The sequence below is a fragment of the Nocardioides sp. NPDC054178 genome, from assembly GCF_055585005.1.
Window position 1 is genome coordinate 224,869 of record NZ_JBVJKY010000005.1, and the last position, 17,396, is coordinate 242,264.

A 17,396-nucleotide genomic window follows, 5' to 3' on the forward strand; every position below is an offset into this window, starting at 1 on the left:
GAGTTCGACGCACATACAACCGATCGGTGGCTCCACCGCGTCCTCAACCCTGACAATCGGCTCGAGAGATCGGATGGATCGATGGCGAGACCCCCCACCCAGGAGCAGTTCGACGAGTTCGCGCAGGTCGCCTGGCCGCGGCTCTATCGTTCTGCCTACCTGCTCGTCGGGGACCACGCCAGCGCGGAGGACCTGGTCCAGACGGCGCTGGCGAAGACCTTCGGCAGCTGGGGCCGGGTGCGCACCCTCGAGGCCGCCCCCGCCTACGCCCGGCAGGTGCTGTTCAACACCGCGATGAGCTGGTTCCGGAAGGCGTCGTGGAACCGCGAGCACCCCACCGAGGTGCTGCCCGACCTCGGGCACGAGAACGACCCGACCACCCGCTCGGTGCTGCTTGACGCGGTCGCCGCGCTGCCGCCACGCCAGCGGGCCGTCGTGGTCCTCCGCTTCTACGAGGACCTCGACGTACGCCGCACCGCGGCCCTCCTCGGCTGCTCGGAGGGCACGGTGAAGAGCCAGACCTCCTTCGCCCTCGACAAGCTCCGCACCATCCTCGGCGACCCGACCCTCACCCTGGAGGTGACCCAGTGACCGACAACGACCTGCGTACCCTGCTCCGCGACGCCGCCGACGAGGTGACCGTTCCTCGCCTGGCCACCGACGAGCTCCACCTCCGCACCCGCACCGTCCGCCGGCGCCGGCGCGCCCGCTGGGTCGCCGGGACGGCGGCCCTGGCGATGGCCTGCGTGCTCGGGACGTACGCCCTGACCGGGACGCTCCGCGGCGACGAGCCGCACCTCGCCGCAGCCGCGGGAGACCCCCGGGGATGGGCGGTCGCCGAGGGCGGCAGCGTCCACTTCGGCGACGGGAGCGTGGTGACGTACGGCGGCACCGTGAACGACCTGCGCTACACCTCGGTCGGCCTGCTGGCCCGGAGCACGCAGTCCAACGCACGCCTCTCGCTGATCACCACCGCCGGCGTACAGCCGCTCGATCTCGGTGACGTGAGCGACCGGCTGATCGGCACCGACCTGGACTCGCCCTACGTCTCCTGGACCGTCGAGGACGGTGACGGCTGGCTGGTGCGCGTCGTCGACCTCGGCACGGGCGAGAAGGTCGCCGACGTACCGATCTCCGGTACGTACACCTGGGCCGGCTGGAAGACGCCGCCGGTCGCCGTCGACGGAGAGCACGCCTACGTGGCCCTCGACGACCGCACCCTCGACGTCGACTGGCGCTCCGGGCAGGTCTCCACCTCGAAGGGGCTCCCGGGCGGCTACACCACCGAGGTGATCAACGGTCGCGCGGTGACCCAGGATGCAACCGGCGAGACCCAACGAGTCGTCGAGGTGGCCACCGGCCAGGTGCTCCTGACCACTCGCTCCACCGACTTCCCCGACGACCTGATCAGGCTCAGGCTCTCGCCCGACGGCAACCATGCGTTGGCGGCTCCGTACGCGATGTGCGACGAGAACGACAACTGCAGCTATGACACCGCCACCGCGCCGATGCACGACCTCGGCGACGGCACCGAGACCGCCGTCGAGCTCGGCGACCACCTCGGCTGGACCCCGGAGGGGCAGCTGATCAGGGCGTCCGGGACACAGGTGGAGACCTGCGACGAGATCGGTCGCGAGTGCGCCGATGCGCCGGTCACCTTGAAGAAGCGCGCCGACACGATCAGCGGCACGATGAACCAGTCCTGACCGTTCGTCTACTGCGTCTTGTTCGGGCCGCCGCCGTTGGACGGCTTGTCGGTGGGCCTGCCCGTCGAGCCGGGCTGGCCCGCCGCCTGCGTCGGACCGGCCCCACGTGTGGGGTCGGCCGACGGAGTCGGTTCGGCGGTCTGGGTCGGCCGGGTGCTGGCCGTGGCGGCGGCCCGGCTGGGCGTGCTCTCCGGAGCCGGGGTCGGGTCGACGGTCGTCTCCGGGGCCGGGCCCTGCTCGGTCGAGGGCTTCTCCTTCTCGGCGCGCGTCTTCTCCTCCAGCGCACCGTGGACGTCCCCGACCTGGGGTACCTCCGGACTGCCCACCGGCGCCGCGAGCGCGACGAGCCCGGCGAGCATCACCGAGGAGAAGGCCAGCACCAGCCCACCGCGCCGGGCAGCCGGAGCGGCCGCGCTCCAGGCCCAGATCCGCTCGCGGCGGCGCCGCAGGTCGGCGGGCAGGTCGCTGCGGATCGCCGCCCAACTGTTGATCGGCGCCAGTGCGTACCCGATCCCCTGGAAGCCGAGCAGCGCCGCGATGGCGACCCCGCTCGCCCCACCGCTCACGCCGACCACGAGCGCCATCACCAGGCAGACCACGGCCGCGACCGTCTCCACCAGGTTGCCCCGCACCACGTCACGCACCCGCGGCTGCCCCTTGATCTTCGGCGTACGCAGGAACGTGCCCTCGCGCGAGACCAGCCCGAGCCAGGAGGCCCGTGCGACGGTGACCCCCAGCGCCAGCCACAGCCCGAAGGCACCGAGCGCGTCCGCCCACGAGGCGCCGCCACGGAGCCGGACCAGCGCGATCGAGCGGGCCGCACCGAAGAGCACCAGCGCGACGGTGGCGAAGAGGAGGAGCCCGGAGAGGCGGCGTACGACCAGTCCCCCACCCAGCATCAGGTCGAGGGCGCCCGTGACCAGGAAGAAGGTGAACAGCGCCCCGGCGAGGTCGCCGAACCACTGCAGACCGCCGACGAGGTAGGCCCAGCGCTGCGCCAGGTTCATCTGGTTGTCCTCGGTGCGACGGCCGGGCAGCAGCGAGCGCCAGTGCATGCGCAGGATCTGGATACCGCCGAAGCACCACCGGAACCGCTGCTTCTTGAGCGTCTCGAAGGTCAGCGGCATGACGCCCTTCCCGTAGGAGCGGTCGACGTGCATGCCGTTGTAGCCCATCTTGAGCAGCCGCAGCGACAGCTCGGCGTCCTCGGTGATGCACCACTCGTCCCAGCCGCCGGACCGGATCAGGGCCGAGGCCCGGATCAGTCCCATGGTGCCGCCGAAGATGGCGCCGTTGCGCTCGTTGCGCGAGACCTGGCTGACGTCGAAGAAGTAGCCGTAGGAGTGATAGAGACGGCGGAAGTAGGGCGAGACGTCCCAGTCCCGGTAGTCCTGGGGCGTCTGCACGAAGGCCACCGACTCGTCGGTGAAGAGCGGGGCGTTGTGGGCCAGGAAGTCGGGGGCGACGTGGTAGTCGGCGTCGACGATCCCCACGACCTCGGTGAGCGGGTTCATCCGGGCCAGCGCGTAGTTGAGCGCCCCGGACTTGAACCCCGGCCAGTTGGCGAGGTGGATGAAGGTGACCCCGTCGTACTGCTCGCAGAAGTCCTGCACCGGCCGCCACAGCGACTGATCGTCGGTGTTGTTGTCGATGACCAGGATCTCGTACGCGTCGTAGTCCAGCTCGAACATCCGCTGGAGGGTCTCGATGACCATCTCCGGCGGCTCGTTGTGGGTCGGGACGTGCAGGCTCACGAACGGACGCCGCCAGCCCGGGTGGTGCTCACCTCTCGTCGGCCACCCACGCCAGCGGCGCCGGGCGAGCACGTCGACCATCTCCCACAGGTAGCCCACGCCGATCAGGAAGACGAAGACCTCCAGCAGCCACAGCACCCCGGACAGCGTCGTCGTCCACGCGCCGGGGTGGACGGTGACCGTCCACAGCCCCACATAGCTCAGGTAGAGCATGCCCACGTCGATGGTGAGCGCCCAGGCGACCAAGCCGCGTACGTCCCAGTCCCGGGCCGCGGGCAGCCAGGCCAGCAGCGAGGCACCGAGGACGGCGCCCCCGATCGCGGCCCGGGTGGCGTCCTGGCCGAGCAGCAGGCCGACCCCGAGGGCGACCACCGCGGTGAGGACCGCCGCCAGGATCGCCGTGACCGCCGAGAGCGAACCCGCACGTGGCGTACGGATCGTGAACAGCAGCACGGTCGCCGGGACCAGCAGGACCGCGGCGACCGTGAGGAGTGGGGGAAGGGCGTCGAGCACGGCCCCACACTATGGGGGGTATTTCCTAGGCGAGTCCAGTCGGGCCCGACTCCAGCAGGACTTTGAACGCCGCCTCGTCGAGAATCGGGAGGCCGAGCTCCTCGGCCTTGGCCGCCTTGGAGCCGGCGCTCTCCCCGACGACCACGTAGTCGGTCTTCTTGGAGACCGACCCCGCGGCCTTGCCGCCACGGCTGATGATCGCCTCCTTGGCGCCGTCACGGGAGAAGTCCTCCAGCGACCCGGTGACCACGATGGTCAGGCCCTCGAGCGTGCGGACCACCGACTCGTCGCGCTCATCGGCGAGCGAGACCCCAGCCGCGCGCCACTTGTCCACGATCTCCTGGTGCCAGTCGACCTGGCGCCACTCGACGATGGCCTCGGCGATGATCCCGCCGACGCCCTCGGTGCCGGCGAGCTCCTCCTGGGATGCGGCCCAGATGGCGTCCAGCGAGCCGAACTCGGTGGCCAGCGCCCGGGCCGCGGAGGGGCCGACGTGGCGGATGGAGAGCGCGACCAGCACCCGCCACAGCGGGACCTGCTTGCGCTCCTCCAGGTTGCGCAGCAGGCCGAGGGCGTTGGCGTTGAGCACCCGGTCGCCGGCACCGGCCTCCTTCTCGGCCTTCTTCGCGGCGCGGGTGAAGAAGGCCGTGGTGGCGAGCTTGGCCTCGTCGAGGGAGAAGATGTCGCCCTCGTTGGTGATCACCTCGGCGGCCAGCAGCGCGTCCGCCGCCTCGTAGCCCATCCCCTCGATGTCGAAGGCACCTCGCCCGGAGGCGAAGAAGACCCGCTCCCGCACCTGTGCCGGACAGCCGCGGTGGTTGGGGCAGCGCAGGTCCTTGTCGCCCTCCTTCTGCTCGGCGAGCGTGGTGCCGCACGCGGGGCACTCGGTCGGCATCACCCACTCCGGCAGCCCCTCGGGTCGCAGCGGCAGCACCGGGCCGAGGATCTCGGGGATGACGTCGCCGGCCTTGCGGAGGATGACGGTGTCGCCGGGGCGTACGTCCTTCCGCTTCACCTCGTGGGCGTTGTGCAGCGTCGCCCGCTCGACGGTCGAGCCGGCGACCTTGGTCGGCTCCATGACCCCGAAGGGCGTGACCCGGCCGGTGCGGCCCACGCCGACGTCGATCGCGAGCAGCTTGGCGTTGACCTCCTCCGGCGGGTATTTGTAGGCGATCGCCCACCGCGGCGCGCGGCTGGTCGAGCCGAGGCGGCGCTGGAGCGAGATGTCGTCGACCTTGATCACCACACCGTCGATCTCGTGCTCGGTGACGTCGTGGCGGTGCTCGCCGAAGTAGCTGATGAACTCCTCGACCTCCTCGAGGGTCTTGAGCACCTTGACCCGCTTGGAGGTGGGCAGCCCCCACGCCTTCAGGGCGTCGTACGCATGCGACTGGGCGACCGGCTGGAAGCCCTCGCGGGCGCCGATGCCGTGGCAGACCATCCCGAGCTCGCGGGTCGCGGTCACCCGCGGGTCCTTCTGGCGCAGCGAGCCGGCGGCGGAGTTGCGCGGGTTGGCGAACATCGGCTTGCCCGCGTCGACCAGGGAGGCGTTGAGCTTGTCGAAGGCCTCGATGGACAGGAAGACCTCGCCGCGCACCTCGACCAGGTCGGGCACCGGGAACTCCTCGGTGCCGGTGAGCCGGTGCGGGATGGACTTGATGGTGCGCACGTTCGGCGTGACGTCCTCACCCGTGCGGCCGTCGCCGCGGGTCAGCGCCCGGACCAGGCGGCCCTTCTCGTAGAGCAGGTTGATCGCCAGGCCGTCGACCTTCAGCTCGCACAGCAGCTCGGCCTGGCCGGCACCGTCCTTGGCGATCCGGGCGTGCCAGCCGGCCAGCTCTTCGAACGAGAAGACGTTGTCGAGCGACTCCATCCGCTGCAGGTGGTCGACCGCGGTGAACTCCGTCGAGAACGTGCCGCCGACCTTCTGGGTCGGCGAGTCGGGCGTGCGCAGCTCGGGGAACTGCTCCTCGAGCTCGTTGATCCGGCGCCACTTCTGGTCGTAGTCGGCGTCGGAGAGCGTCGGGTCGTCGAGCACGAAGTAGCGGTAGCGAGCGTCCTCGATCTGCTCGGCGAGCTCCTGGTGCTCGGTCTTGTGCTCAGGGCTCGCGTCGGCGGTCACGTCATCGTTCACGGGCACCATCTTGCCTGGTCCCGCCGACAATTTCCGACCGCATACCCACCCGGGCGTTTTCGGCGTTTCACCAGCCCGAACGACACTCGACTCCCTCAATATCGACGCAACCGATCAACACCTGGGTGACGGGGGTCACCAGAAGAGGGTAAATCGGGCTACCTTCCTCCCGCGTCGGGCAAGGCGGGGCCGACACCAATCCCCAGATGACCGCCTTGTGAGGTCTGCAGTGGTTTCTCGGCTCGCGGTGACGCTGATGGCGGCGCTCGCCCTCCTGCTGGCCCCGGTCGGCGCTACCCACGCGCTCGGACTGGGGAGCATCTTCTCCGACGCCGAGGTCGAGGTCTCGATCGTCGAGCAGTCCAAGGACGGTGTGGTCCTCAGCGTCCACGGCACCGACTACAGCGGTGAGCGGCCGGGCATCGAGATCGCGCTCAACCCCAACGGCTACATCGGCTCGGGCACGCGGAACACGTTCATCAAGTCGGTGCTGTACGACCCGGAGAACCCCGACGAGTGGACCTATCGGTTCACCCTCGACGCCGCCCAGGTCGCCCAGCTCGACCCCGACACGAGCTACCAGATCATGACGATGCGAGGCGAGGGGCGCGACGTCTACGACTCCTCCGAGACCAGGACCGCGAAGGTCCCCTTCGACTTCGCCGCGCTCGCCGAACCCAGCAGCTCACCGACCCCGGACGGGCCCGCGGACGACACCGGGTCCTCGGACGGTTCCGGCACGGGCTCCGGCACGGACTCGGGCACGGGCTCCTCCGGCGGCGGTACGTCGGGTCGGCCCGCAGGAGGTGACTCCGGCGACGGAGCCGGCGACGGCTCCGGCGAGAAGCCGAAGAAGAAGGCGTCCAAGAAGCCCTGGACCGCACCCGAGGAGCCGCCGACGGCCAAGGGTCTGAGCCTGACCGGGATCGACAACGCCTCCGTCGACGCCGAGGACGTGATCCACGCCCAGGCCTCCGGCTTCAGGCCCCACGAGACGGGCATCAGGGTCGTCGTCTACTCGACCCCGCTGGTCCTCTCGACCAGCGTCAAGGCCAACGGCGAAGGCGTCGCGAAGTGGTCCGGCCGGCTGCCCAAGGACATCGGCCTCGGCAAGCACACCCTCACCTTCCAGGGCTCGGTGAACCGCGGGATCTCCTTCGTCGTGACCGGCACCCCGAGCGACGGCGAGTGTGTCCAGAGCGGCTGCGCCCCGCCGACTACGGCCGTCAAGCGGACGGCGTCGGCCGACGAGGGCGGCGTCGGCCCGCTCACCTGGATCATCATCGCCTCGATGATCGTCCTCGCCCTGGTGGCAGGTGCCGTCGCCGTGCTCTCCGGACGCCGCAAGCACGACCAGGAGTGGGACGAGCCGAGCTACGCCCAGGCGCCGCGCTACCCCTCGGACCCGCGGTATCCCCCGGACCCGCGACAGGCGTCGGGGCCCTATCCGGCCCACCCGCGTCAGCAGTCCCGGCCCGAGCCGCCGCTTCCGCGCCGGCTGCCCGAGGGCCAGGAGCCGGTCCGGCGTCAGCCGGGTCCGCGCCAGCCAGGTCCGCGCCAGCCGGATCTGCGCCAGCCGGTTCCCCGTCAGCCGGTTCCCCGTCAGCCGAGCCACCGTCAGCCGGGTCCCCTGCACGCGGAGCCGCAGCACGCGGCTCCCCCGCAGCCCAGCCACCGCCAGCCGCGCCCGCCCGAGTCGTTCGCACCGCCGAGCCAGCGGGGCCAGGTCTACGAGGGACAGCGGATCGCCGGACGCTGAGCGCGCTCAGCCGACCAGCGACTCACCTCGTCGGGCGGTCTCGGCCGCAACCGTCGGCCAGAGCGTCTCGATCGCCACCTCGAGCCCGGACAGGACCGGGTCGAGGTCGTCGCCGGGGAACGGTGCGGGCGCCTGCTCGCGTACGACCGCGCAGAAGGCGGGGCGGTCGCCCTCCGCCTGATGACAGCGAACGGTCTCGGCGAACCCGTCGGTCCAGCCGTCGTAGCCGTCGGTGTCGCCCTTGGAGCAGGTGAGCGTCGTGGGGCACTTTCGCTTCCCGGCGGGCAGGTTCGGCGCGTGGACCGCGGTCACGGTGCCGCCGCCCGGGGTGGTGCCGACGACGCCGAAGGCACCCTTGCCGTAGCCCGAGACGTCGGCCTTCTCGAAGGAGCCGATGTCGGCGTACGCCTTGGTCTCGAGCAGCCCTGCCGCGATCGCCCCGGCGGTCAGCGCGACCTCGCCGGCGCCGTTGGCACCCGCGGAGGGGAAGCCGCTGACCTGCGCCTTCGTCATCTTGGTGGTCGTCTTCGTGCCGAGGCGCGGGTCGGTGACCAGGGCGACCAGGTCGTCGACGCTCACCTCGAGATCGAGCTCGCGGGGGTCCTCGGTGATCTTCTCGCCGACGTAGGCGGCCCGGCGCTCCTCTCCCCCGGACGTGTGGGAGACCATCACCTGACCGGGGGTGCCGTCGTCGGTGGCGAGGTCCCAGGCGACGGTGGCCGTGCCGGTCTCGGCCTCCACCTCGACACAGCCCGACATCCCGTCGCGGCACCAGGTCGAGAGCAGGTCGTCGTCGACCGCACCGGCCTTGACCTCCAGCGAGTGGTCGGCTCCCCACAGGAGCACGGTGCCGACCTCGTCCTGATCGAAGTAGAGGTCGCCGCCCTCGAACGCCTCCGGCACGACGCGTACGTGCTGCAGCGTGATCGCCGCGAGCGCCTCCGGGGTCGCGGGCTCGTTCCCCGGCTTCAGGTCGGCCGGGTCGATGCTCGCCGACGGTGCGTCCGTGGGCTCCTCGCTGGCCCTGTCGTCCGCCTCGGACGCGCCGCTGCCGCAGCCGGCCAGCGTCGCGGCGAGCAGCAGCGTCGCAGCCGGCAGTGCCATCCCCCGTCGTCCCATGAGGGGAATCTACGCCAGGTGGCGGGCGCTTTCGGTGAGGATGCGCAGCACGGTGCGGGCCCATCGCCCGTCGGCACCGGCGAGACCGCACGCGGGCGTCAGCACGATGTCGTACGCAGCATCGAGCCCGAGCATGTCGAGCCAGCGCTCCACGGTCTCGGTGACCGTCTTGTCGGTGGGCGTGGCACCCGCCGGCGCGACGGACGGGACCACGCCGAGCGCGACCGTGTCGCCGGCCTCCAGGGCGGTGGCCAGCTCGTCGTGATCGGCGGCAGTCAGCTGCGTCAGGTCGACGCCGATCCCCTTCGCCCCGGCCTTGCGCAGCAGGCTCAGCGGCGTCCCGGGCGCACACGAGTGCACCCACGGGATCGCGCCCTCCTCGGCGATCGCGCCGAGCACCCACTCCAGCGACTGGGAGGCCTCGGGGAGGTCGATGCTGCGGTGCTTGCCGAACCCCGAGGCGGTCGGCACCTGGGCGCTGAGCACGGCGCTCAGCGCGGGCTCGTCGACCTGGACGACCAGGGTGTCCGCGCCGGGGAGGCGGCGGCGTACGTCACGGATGTGGGCGCGTACGCCTTCGGCCAGCGCCTGCGCGAGGTCCCGCCGGGCGCCGTGGTCGGCGAGCAGCTTGTCGCCGCGCGGCCGCTCGACGGTGGCGGCGAGGGTCCAGGGCCCGGCCACCTGGATCTTGAAGGCGCCGCCGCCGGAGGTGAGCGGAGAGTCCTGGACCAGCTCCTCGACGGTGTCGAGGTCCTGGGCGAGCAGGCTGCGGGCGCGCCGGTGGTCGACCCCGGCGGAGCCGGAGGTGCCGGTCAGCCGCCAGCCCGCGGGCTGCAGGTCGGCGTCGAGACCGTCAAGGACCGCCAGGGCGCGGCCGGTCATGTTCGCGATCGCGCCGCGCGCGGGGAGCTCGGGCAGGTGCGGGAGATCCTGGAGCTCACCGAGGACGATGCGGCAGGCCTCGGCGTAGTCCTCACCCGGCAGCGACCCGACGCCGGTCGCCTTCACGCGGGAGCCATCCGGCGGGTGGCGGAGATGGTGACCGAGCCGACGACCCGGGTGCCGTCGTAGATGACCGCGGCCTGCCCCGGCGCGATCCCGTAGGCGGGGTCGAGCAGCTCGATCTCGGCGCCCTCGGGGACCACGGTCACCCGCGCCCGGTGCTCGTCGCCGTGCGCACGCAGCTGGACGGTGCCTTCGAGGACGCCCTCGGGCGCGCGCCCGGCCCAGCGCGGCCGGATCCCGGAGAGCCCGTCGACGGCCAGGTGCTCGCGGGGTCCGACGGTGACGGTGCCGGAGACGGGCTCGATGTCGAGCACGAACCGAGGCTTCCCGTCCGGCGCGGGCTTGCCGAGACGGAGGCCCTTGCGCTGCCCGATCGTGTAAGCGTACGTCCCCTGGTGCTCGCCCAGGACCTCACCGGCCTCGTCGACGATCGGACCGGACTCGTTGGGCGCCCGCTCGCCCAGCTTCTCGCGCAGCCAGCCGGCGTTGTCGCCGTCGGCGACGAAGCAGATGTCGTGGGAGTCGGGCTTGTCGGCGACGAGCAGGCCACGGCGAGCGGCCTCCTCGCGCACCAGCGGCTTCGGAGTGTCGCCGAGGGGGAACAGCGAGTGGCGCAGCTGGTCCTGGTCGAGCACCCCGAGCACGTAGGACTGGTCCTTGCCGCCGTCGACGGCGCGGTGCAGCTCGACCAGCCCGTCGGCGTCCTCACGCAGCGTGGCGTAGTGGCCGGTCGCGACGGCGTCGAAGCCGAGCGCGAGGGCTCGGTCCAGCACGGCGGCGAACTTGATCTTCTCGTTGCAGCGCAGGCAGGGGTTGGGGGTGCGCCCCTCGGCGTACTCGGACATGAAATCCTCGACCACGTCCTCGTGGAAGCGGTCGGAGAGGTCCCAGACGTAGAACGGGATCCCGATCACGTCGGCGGCACGGCGGGCGTCGTTGGAGTCCTCGATGGTGCAGCAGCCGCGGGCGCCGGTGCGGTAGGACGCCGGGTTGCGCGAGAGCGCCAGGTGAACGCCGGTGACGTCGTGGCCGGCTTCCTTCGCGCGGGCGGCGGCGACGGCGGAGTCCACTCCGCCGGACATGGCAGCGACGACCCTCATCAGCGCTGCAACCCTGCCGCGCGGCCGCGCTCGACGGCCGGACCGATCGCCGCGACGAGCCGGTCCACATCCTCGGCCGTGGTGGTGTGCCCGAGCGAGAAGCGCAGCGAGGAGCGCGCCTGCTCGTCGGTCTGGCCCATGGCCAGGAGCACGTGAGAGGCCTGAGGTACGCCGGCCGAGCAGGCCGCGCCGGTCGAGCACTCGATCCCGGCGGCGTCGAGCAGCATCAGCAGCGAGTCACCTTCGCACCTGGGGAAGGCGATCTGGGCGTTGTTGGGCAGCCGGTGGCGGCCCAGCGGCTCCAGCGGCGGTCCGTTGAGATGGGTGTCGGGCACCGTCGCCAGCACCTGCTCGACCAGCCGGTCCCGCAGGGCGCCGACCCTGATGGCGTACGCCTCCTGCTCCTTGACCGCGAGCTCGACGGCCGCCGCGAAGCCGGCGATGGCGGCGGTCGCATGGGTGCCGCTGCGTACGTCCCTCTCCTGGCCGCCGCCGTGGACGAGCGCGGTCAGCTCGAGCTCACGGCGCACGACGAGCGCTCCGGCGCCCACCGGGCCGCCGAGCTTGTGACCGGTCAGGGAGAGCGCGTCGACGCCGCTGGCCGCGAAGTCGACCGGCACCGCGCCGACCGCCTGGACGGCGTCGGTGTGGAACGGGATCCCGTGCTCGGAGGCGATCTCGGCGATCTCGGGGACCGGCTGCAGGGTGCCGACCTCGTTGTTGGCCCACATCACCGAGATGAGCGCGACCGAGGCGGGGTCGCGCTCGACGGCCTCCTTCATCGCGGCCAGGTCGATGCGACCGGTCGCGTCGCACGGGATCAGCTCGACCTGGGCGCCCTCGGTCGACTCCAGCCAGTGCAGCGGGTCCAGCACGGCGTGGTGCTCGACGGTGGAGGCCAGGATCCGGGTGCGCGCCGGGTCCTGGCCGCGGCGCGCCCAGAAGGCACCCTTGAGCGCGAGGTTGTCGGCCTCGGTGCCGCCGGAGGTGAAGACGACCTCACCCGGCCGGGACCCGAGCGCGCCTGCGATCCGTTCTCGGGATTCCTCCAGCACTCGGCGGGCACGGCGACCCGATGCGTGCAGCGAGCTCGCGTTGCCGACCAGCGCCAGCTCCGCGGTCATCGCCTCGATCGCCGCCGAGGCCATGGGTGTGGTGGCGGCGTGGTCCAGATAGACGGTCCGGGGGTTCATCGTCTACCAAGGGTACGGCGCATCGGGCGTGCTCCACGAACCGCCGCCGACGGTCCGGACGAGCCGCCGCGCTACCTGACGTTCACCTCAGATGCCTAGGTTCGTGCCATGTCCCAGGGATTCCGCGAATACATCGACAACCTGATCACCGAGGGTCACACGATCGGCGAGGATCACGACGACGATCCCGTGCTCCTGGACCCGGCCGGCAGGGCCGTCGACACCTGGCGCGAGAACTATCCCTACACCGAGCGGATCGCCCGGGAGGTCTACGACGAGCAGAAGTACCTCCTCCAGGTCGAGCTGCTGAAGTTCCAGCGCTGGAACGACCGCGTCGGCGGCAAGCACGTACTGATCTTCGAAGGCCGGGACGCGGCCGGCAAGGGCGGCACGATCAAGCGGTTCATGGAGCACCTCAACCCCCGCTACGCCCGCACCGTCGCGCTGTCCAAGCCGTCCGACCGCGAGTCGCAGCAGTGGTTCTTCCAGCGCTACGTCCAGCACCTCCCGACCGCCGGCGAGATGGTCCTCTTCGACCGTTCCTGGTACAACCGCGCCGGCGTCGAGCGCGTCATGGGCTTCGCCTCCGACGACCAGTACGAGCAGTTCATGCACCAGGTGCCACTCTTCGAGCAGATGCTCGTCGACTCCGGCATCACCCTCACGAAGTTCTGGTTCTCGGTCGGACGCTCGGAGCAGCGGACCCGCTTCATCATCCGCCAGATCGACCCGGTCCGGCAGTGGAAGCTCTCCCCGATCGACGTACAGTCGCTGGACAAGTGGGACTCCTACACCGCCGCCAAGGAGGAGATGTTCCGCCGCACCGACACCGACTGGGCGCCCTGGACCACGATCCGCTCCAACGACAAGAAGCGCGCCCGCCTCAACGCGATGCGCTACTTCCTCGCCAACCACGACTACGACGAGAAGGACCCCGCCGTAGTCGGCACCCCCGACCCCCTCATCGTCCAGCGCGGCATCGAAGCCGTCGGCGACTGACGCCCGCCCGCTTCAGCCCTGCCACGTCAACCCGGCCACGGGATGCGCCTCAGCTGCGCCTCGATGCTGGCGTGGAGGGCGCGGGCAGCGTCCTCCCCCAGCGGAAGAACCGACGCGTACGCCGCGATGAACGCCCCGCGCACATCGGCCGGTGTCGGGCGCCAGTGGTGGTAGCGCGTCCCGAGGAGGACCGCAGCCTGGGCGAGGTCGTCCATCCGGCGACGGTACGTGGTCTCCTCCAGATCCAGGACCGCCGCGATCCTCCCCTCCGCCCAGAGGATGTTGGCCGACCTGAAGTCGTTGCCGACCAGCTGGGTGCCCGGCACCTGCGGTTCCTCGGTGGGGATGGTTCCCGGATAGTCGGCCAGCGCACCGTGCATCCGCGCGAGCATCACGCCCGCGGATCCGACCTGTCGCGGGTCGCCGGTATCCAACAGCTCACCATCGATCACCTGCTGAAGCCCGAGCGAGACCCCGTCGACCTCCACCTGGAGGCTGCCGTCCCGAGTCGCCTGTGGCGCCGAGACAGGTATCCCCCGCTCCCCCAGCCACACCGTCAGCTGTGCGATCGCCGCCAGGCGCGCGAACACGCGAGGCCGCATCGACCACTTCGCGATCATCCGGCAGCCATCGACAGTGATCCACGCCAGACAGTTGGCGTCGCTGATCACGAGCCGCTCGCACGTGGCCATCCGCAGCCCCCAGCGTTCGGCCAGCACCCCGGCCAACCAGCCCGCCGCCTCCACCGCAGACGCAAAGCCGAATCGCTCGGTCAGCGCAGTGTCTGGATCGACCGACTCCCAGAGCATGCTGATCGGCGTAGTCAGGTCTTCTGCTTCGGCCACGGATCGCAGTCAAGCAGGTGAGCGGTGGTCGTCGTGTGTGTTGCGTGCCGGACGTTGCGTCTCGAGGCTGGTGGCCGCCGGTCCGTTCGGGGAGGGTGCTCTGGGCGGTTCCCGGAAACAGGCGATGGCCTGAGGTTGTCGGGGCGCGCCGTTTGGTTCGCTGCTTGCTTCCTGGTGCTGGGCGGCGGGATCCGTGGTGGGTTGTGGCTGGCTGTCGGGGGGGGGGTGGTGGTGAGGGGCGGTTTTCGGGGTCGGGGTTGCTTGTTGGGCTCGTGGCCGCCGACCCGTTACGGAGGGTGTTCTCGCCGGCTCCCGGAGTCAAGGACGGCCTGCGGCCGCCGGCTTCGCCGGCCGCTTCGCGGTCCTGGACACCGGGACCCGTCGAGAATTTTGGCTGGTTATCGGGTCGGCGGCGGGGTTTGGCGCGGATGCCCTTGAGTTGGGCACGGGCCTGGGGATCCTGGTCGATGGGTCCTGGAGGCTGGGGTGTTTGCGGTGCTTTTACAAGACGATGACACCTTGTGACGGCTTCACAAGCAGGGCCCTCGGCCAGGCCGCGATGACCCCGGCACGAGAGCCGACGCTGCCTCCACCCCTGCTGCCCACGCGGCCCCAAACAGGCCGCCGGCACAGGACGAGGGCAGGATCACCAGCCGTCAGTGCAGACCGACCGGGATCACCAGCCGCAGGGGCAGACAGGACGCGGTCAGGTGGCGCAGGATCGCCGGCAGGCCCAACAGTCGACAGCGGCACCCCGCGCGTCGGCACCACACCACCAGCAGGCAGTGCTGACACACCGCGGCACCGGCAAGCAACACCACCACGAGCCCGATCAGCGCCGCCCGCAATACCTACAAGCCACGGGTCGGCCACCCAACTGAACGGCACAACCCGACGGGGCAAGTGGACACAGCCCAGCGATCGTCGCGTGACGGGCTCGGAGGCATGCAGGCGCGACAGCGCCACCCGCTCGGATCAGCCGCTCAACGTGCGGCGGGTGAACCGGATCCGACCGTCGGGGAGCCGCTCATAGGTGTAGTTGGCGGCGTGGATCCGGTGATGATCACTCGGACACAACAACACCATGTTGGCCAGATTGGTTCGGCCGCCTTCGGACCACGGTTTCAGATGGTGAGCCTCGGTCCAGGCCGCCGGGGCGTCACAGTCCTCGGCCTGGCAACCTTGATCTCGTAACCGCAATGCTCGGTGTTGAATCGGGTGCGCGAGGCGGGCGGTGCGGCCCAGATCCAGGATCTCGGAGTCGGTGCCCAACACCACCGGCACCAGGTCAGCGTTGCACGCCATCCGGCGGGCCTCAGCCGCGGTGATCTTCTCCCCGTCGAACCCGAGCGCGGCGGTGGCGAGGTCCTTGCGGAGGTCCTCCACGCTCATCGTGATGAACACCGTCGTCCCGTGGCCACCGTGGCGGGGCAACAGGTCGACGTCGTAGGTCTCGATGACCCGGGCGAAGGCCTGGCCCAGGAGACGATCGTAGGGTGCTTTGCGGCCCTTGTTCTCGGCCGACAGCTTTCGGGGCTGGGCCAGCGAGTCCAAGATGGTGCGCAACCGGATCCCGACGGCGCGGGAGACCCTGGCGTGGAGGTCGATGGTGCCATCACCGTTATCCCGGGCGGTGTAGAAGGTGCGCCGGGCGGCGTGTTCTTCTTCCCTCTGCAGGGCTTTGGCTTCGGCGGCTTCGAACCTCTCGGGGTCGATCTCGGCGAGGATGCGGCGGCCGGCGTTCTTGAGCTCGTTGGCGGTCATCCAGGCGGCGTAGTCGACCAGCAGCTTCTCGGCCGACACCAGGTGCTCACCACTGGCGGCGGGGTCGGCCTCGACGGCGTCAAGCGCCTTCGTGATCACCCAGGCCTTGTCCTGGGACACCACCCCCTCGGCCAGACCGGCAGCCACCAGGTCGTACTTGGCGACACCAGCAGCGAGTTTGATCTGCGAGCGGGCCACCCCTTTATCGACCAACAGCTCGGTCCGCAGCCACCCCGAGACATCCTTCGCCCCGGTCTCCTCCGCAATGTCACCGGCAGACGCGAGGACCCGCAGCTTCAGGGCGGCCTGCATCGCTTGGAGTTTCTCCAACCGCTCGAGCAGGTCCTTCTTCTGGCTCGTGCGCCAGTAGGCAGGATCGGTGGACAGCAACTCTTGGAGGGCGGTCTCGATGGCCTGCAAGGCGGCGTCGATCGCGTCGCCGGGGTTGGTGCCCCAGTGGTTGATGTCGCGGCCGAGATTCATCGTCTGCCCTCCTCTCAGAGGTGTGTTGTGATGGGTCTGATTCTACGCCTCAACCGCTCTCTTTACGATCTCTTTTCCCTGTTCAAACCCGGTTTTCGCGGTGAGCGAACGTCCTCGTTCCTGTGGATGGTAAGTGGCCCGAAGGGCCGCCCCTCCACCCCCATCGACACCAGCCGTCGCAGGAATGAATCCGCTGCGCCACACCCGGGCCGCCGCCCCGATAGCCAGCCAAGTTTTTTCTCGACGGGCCCCGGTGTCCAGGACCGCGAAGCGGCCGGCGAAGCCGGCGGCCGCAGGCCGTCCTTGACTCCGGGGTTCGTCGAGAAGACCCTCGTGATCGGGTCGGCGGCCCAGGCCAGCCCCGAAGAACGGTTACGGGACAGGTGGTCTCGACAAGCTCGACCACCGAGACAACAGCAGAACCCGACGTACGACCAAGATCCCTGACCAGCCCCACAACCTCAGCTACGGTCCAAGGCCATGAAACCCCTCGGTGACGTCCCCTGGCCTCCGGAAGAGATTGTCACCGACCGCCTGATTCTGCGCGAGACGAAGACAGAGGACAGAGACGGCCTGGCTGAGCTGCTCTCGGACGAGACCGTGCAGGCGTTCCTCGGCGGCCCGCAGTACACCCGCGATGAGCTGGAGGAGCTGATCCCGGAGGATCCGAACACCAGGCCCGGAATCTTCGCCGTCGAGCACGCAGGCGAGTTCATCGGGAGGATCACGATCCAGCGGCGCGATCGGGCGCGGGCGCACCACGTACGCGAGGAGGGCGACGAGGTCGAGATCGGCTATGAGTTCCTCCCCACCACCTGGGGTCGAGGTATCGCGACCGAGGCGACCCGGGCGGCGCTCGGCTGGATCGAGAGGACGCTTCCGGGCGAGCCGGTCGTCCTCACCACCCAGGTGGCCAACGAACGGTCCCTGCGCCTGGCCCAGAAGCTGGGGTTCGTCGAGGTCGAGCGGTTCGAGGCCTACGGCGCCGAGCAGTGGTTCGGCGTGCTCAAGACCGGCTAGCG

The 17,396-nt window shown here is 70.5% G+C and carries 13 protein-coding genes; 5 read left to right on the plus strand and 8 right to left on the minus strand.

What is annotated here, in order from left to right:
* Positions 1-81: 81 nt before the first annotated feature.
* Positions 82-591, plus strand: coding sequence for a SigE family RNA polymerase sigma factor (locus tag ACZ6WN_RS19585; protein WP_465866904.1), 510 nt, complete (start codon positions 82-84; stop codon positions 589-591).
* The gene (locus ACZ6WN_RS19590; protein ID WP_465866905.1) at positions 588-1,706 is read left to right on the plus strand and encodes a hypothetical protein; all 1,119 of its coding nucleotides are present in this window, start codon (positions 588-590) and stop codon (positions 1,704-1,706) included. Before ACZ6WN_RS19585 ends, ACZ6WN_RS19590 begins: the two co-directional genes overlap by 4 nt.
* 8 nt (positions 1,707-1,714) lie before the next feature.
* On the opposite strand, the gene ACZ6WN_RS19595 is transcribed toward ACZ6WN_RS19590, so the two are convergent.
* Entirely contained in the window at positions 1,715-3,973 is a 2,259-nt protein-coding gene (locus tag ACZ6WN_RS19595; protein ID WP_465866907.1) for a glycosyltransferase family 2 protein, read from the minus strand.
* A gap of 25 nt (positions 3,974-3,998) precedes the next feature.
* Positions 3,999-6,116: an NAD-dependent DNA ligase LigA gene (gene ligA / locus ACZ6WN_RS19600; protein ID WP_465866909.1), complete on the minus strand. Its 2,118-nt coding sequence runs from the start codon at positions 6,114-6,116 to the stop codon at positions 3,999-4,001.
* Between the two features lie 220 nt (positions 6,117-6,336).
* On the opposite strand from ligA, the gene ACZ6WN_RS19605 reads away from it, so the two are divergent.
* Positions 6,337-7,866 (plus strand): hypothetical protein, encoded by a 1,530-nt coding sequence (locus ACZ6WN_RS19605; protein WP_465866911.1) that lies wholly within the window; start codon positions 6,337-6,339, stop codon positions 7,864-7,866.
* Positions 7,867-7,872: 6 nt separating this feature from the next.
* On the opposite strand, the gene ACZ6WN_RS19610 is transcribed toward ACZ6WN_RS19605, so the two are convergent.
* Genes ACZ6WN_RS19610 through ACZ6WN_RS19625 form a run of 4 tightly spaced genes read right to left on the minus strand, consistent with a single transcriptional unit; the run spans position 7,873 to position 12,283 of the window.
* On the minus strand, positions 7,873-8,985 hold the full coding sequence (locus ACZ6WN_RS19610) for a hypothetical protein (RefSeq protein WP_465866913.1): 1,113 nt from the start codon (positions 8,983-8,985) through the stop codon (positions 7,873-7,875).
* 9 nt (positions 8,986-8,994) lie between these two features.
* Entirely contained in the window at positions 8,995-9,993 is a 999-nt protein-coding gene (locus ACZ6WN_RS19615) for a uroporphyrinogen decarboxylase/cobalamine-independent methonine synthase family protein (RefSeq protein ID WP_465866914.1), read from the minus strand.
* Positions 9,990-11,090, minus strand: a complete 1,101-nt coding sequence (gene mnmA, locus ACZ6WN_RS19620; RefSeq protein ID WP_465866915.1) for a tRNA 2-thiouridine(34) synthase MnmA — start codon at positions 11,088-11,090, stop codon at positions 9,990-9,992. Before mnmA ends, ACZ6WN_RS19615 begins: the two co-directional genes overlap by 4 nt.
* Entirely contained in the window at positions 11,090-12,283 is a 1,194-nt protein-coding gene (locus ACZ6WN_RS19625) for a cysteine desulfurase family protein (RefSeq protein ID WP_465866917.1), read from the minus strand. The genes mnmA and ACZ6WN_RS19625 overlap by 1 nt, the downstream gene beginning before the upstream one ends.
* Positions 12,284-12,391: 108 nt before the next feature.
* Between ACZ6WN_RS19625 and ppk2 the strand changes: the two genes are divergently transcribed.
* Positions 12,392-13,282, plus strand: coding sequence for a polyphosphate kinase 2 (gene ppk2, locus ACZ6WN_RS19630; RefSeq protein WP_465866919.1), 891 nt, complete (start codon positions 12,392-12,394; stop codon positions 13,280-13,282).
* Positions 13,283-13,308: 26 nt separating this feature from the next.
* Here ppk2 and ACZ6WN_RS19635 read toward each other — a convergent pair whose 3' ends face one another.
* Together ACZ6WN_RS19635 and ACZ6WN_RS19640 are read right to left on the minus strand one after the other, a co-directional pair.
* Positions 13,309-14,127, minus strand: a complete 819-nt coding sequence (locus ACZ6WN_RS19635) for a phosphotransferase (RefSeq protein WP_465866921.1) — start codon at positions 14,125-14,127, stop codon at positions 13,309-13,311.
* Between the two features lie 975 nt (positions 14,128-15,102).
* Complete coding sequence (locus tag ACZ6WN_RS19640; RefSeq protein ID WP_465866922.1) at positions 15,103-16,374, minus strand: HNH endonuclease signature motif containing protein; 1,272 nt, start codon at positions 16,372-16,374, stop codon at positions 15,103-15,105.
* A 480-nt stretch (positions 16,375-16,854) separates the two neighbouring features.
* Between ACZ6WN_RS19640 and ACZ6WN_RS19645 the strand changes: the two genes are divergently transcribed.
* The gene (locus ACZ6WN_RS19645; protein WP_465866924.1) at positions 16,855-17,394 is read left to right on the plus strand and encodes a GNAT family N-acetyltransferase; all 540 of its coding nucleotides are present in this window, start codon (positions 16,855-16,857) and stop codon (positions 17,392-17,394) included.
* The last annotated feature ends 2 nt before the right edge of the window (positions 17,395-17,396 follow it).

What these genes read in the sequence shown, in the direction of transcription:
- ACZ6WN_RS19645 (WP_465866924.1), top strand. Translation starts at nt 16,855, where the DNA reads ATGAAACCCCTCGGTGACGTCCCCTGGCCTCCGGAAGAGATTGTCACC.
- mnmA (WP_465866915.1), bottom strand. Translation starts at nt 11,090, where the DNA reads ATGAGGGTCGTCGCTGCCATGTCCGGCGGAGTGGACTCCGCCGTCGCC.
- ACZ6WN_RS19640 (WP_465866922.1), bottom strand. Translation starts at nt 16,374, where the DNA reads ATGAATCTCGGCCGCGACATCAACCACTGGGGCACCAACCCCGGCGAC.
- ACZ6WN_RS19585 (WP_465866904.1), top strand. Translation starts at nt 82, where the DNA reads ATGGCGAGACCCCCCACCCAGGAGCAGTTCGACGAGTTCGCGCAGGTC.
- ppk2 (WP_465866919.1), top strand. Translation starts at nt 12,392, where the DNA reads ATGTCCCAGGGATTCCGCGAATACATCGACAACCTGATCACCGAGGGT.
- ligA (WP_465866909.1), bottom strand. Translation starts at nt 6,116, where the DNA reads ATGGTGCCCGTGAACGATGACGTGACCGCCGACGCGAGCCCTGAGCAC.
- ACZ6WN_RS19625 (WP_465866917.1), bottom strand. Translation starts at nt 12,283, where the DNA reads ATGAACCCCCGGACCGTCTATCTGGACCACGCCGCCACCACACCCATG.
- ACZ6WN_RS19610 (WP_465866913.1), bottom strand. Translation starts at nt 8,985, where the DNA reads ATGGGACGACGGGGGATGGCACTGCCGGCTGCGACGCTGCTGCTCGCC.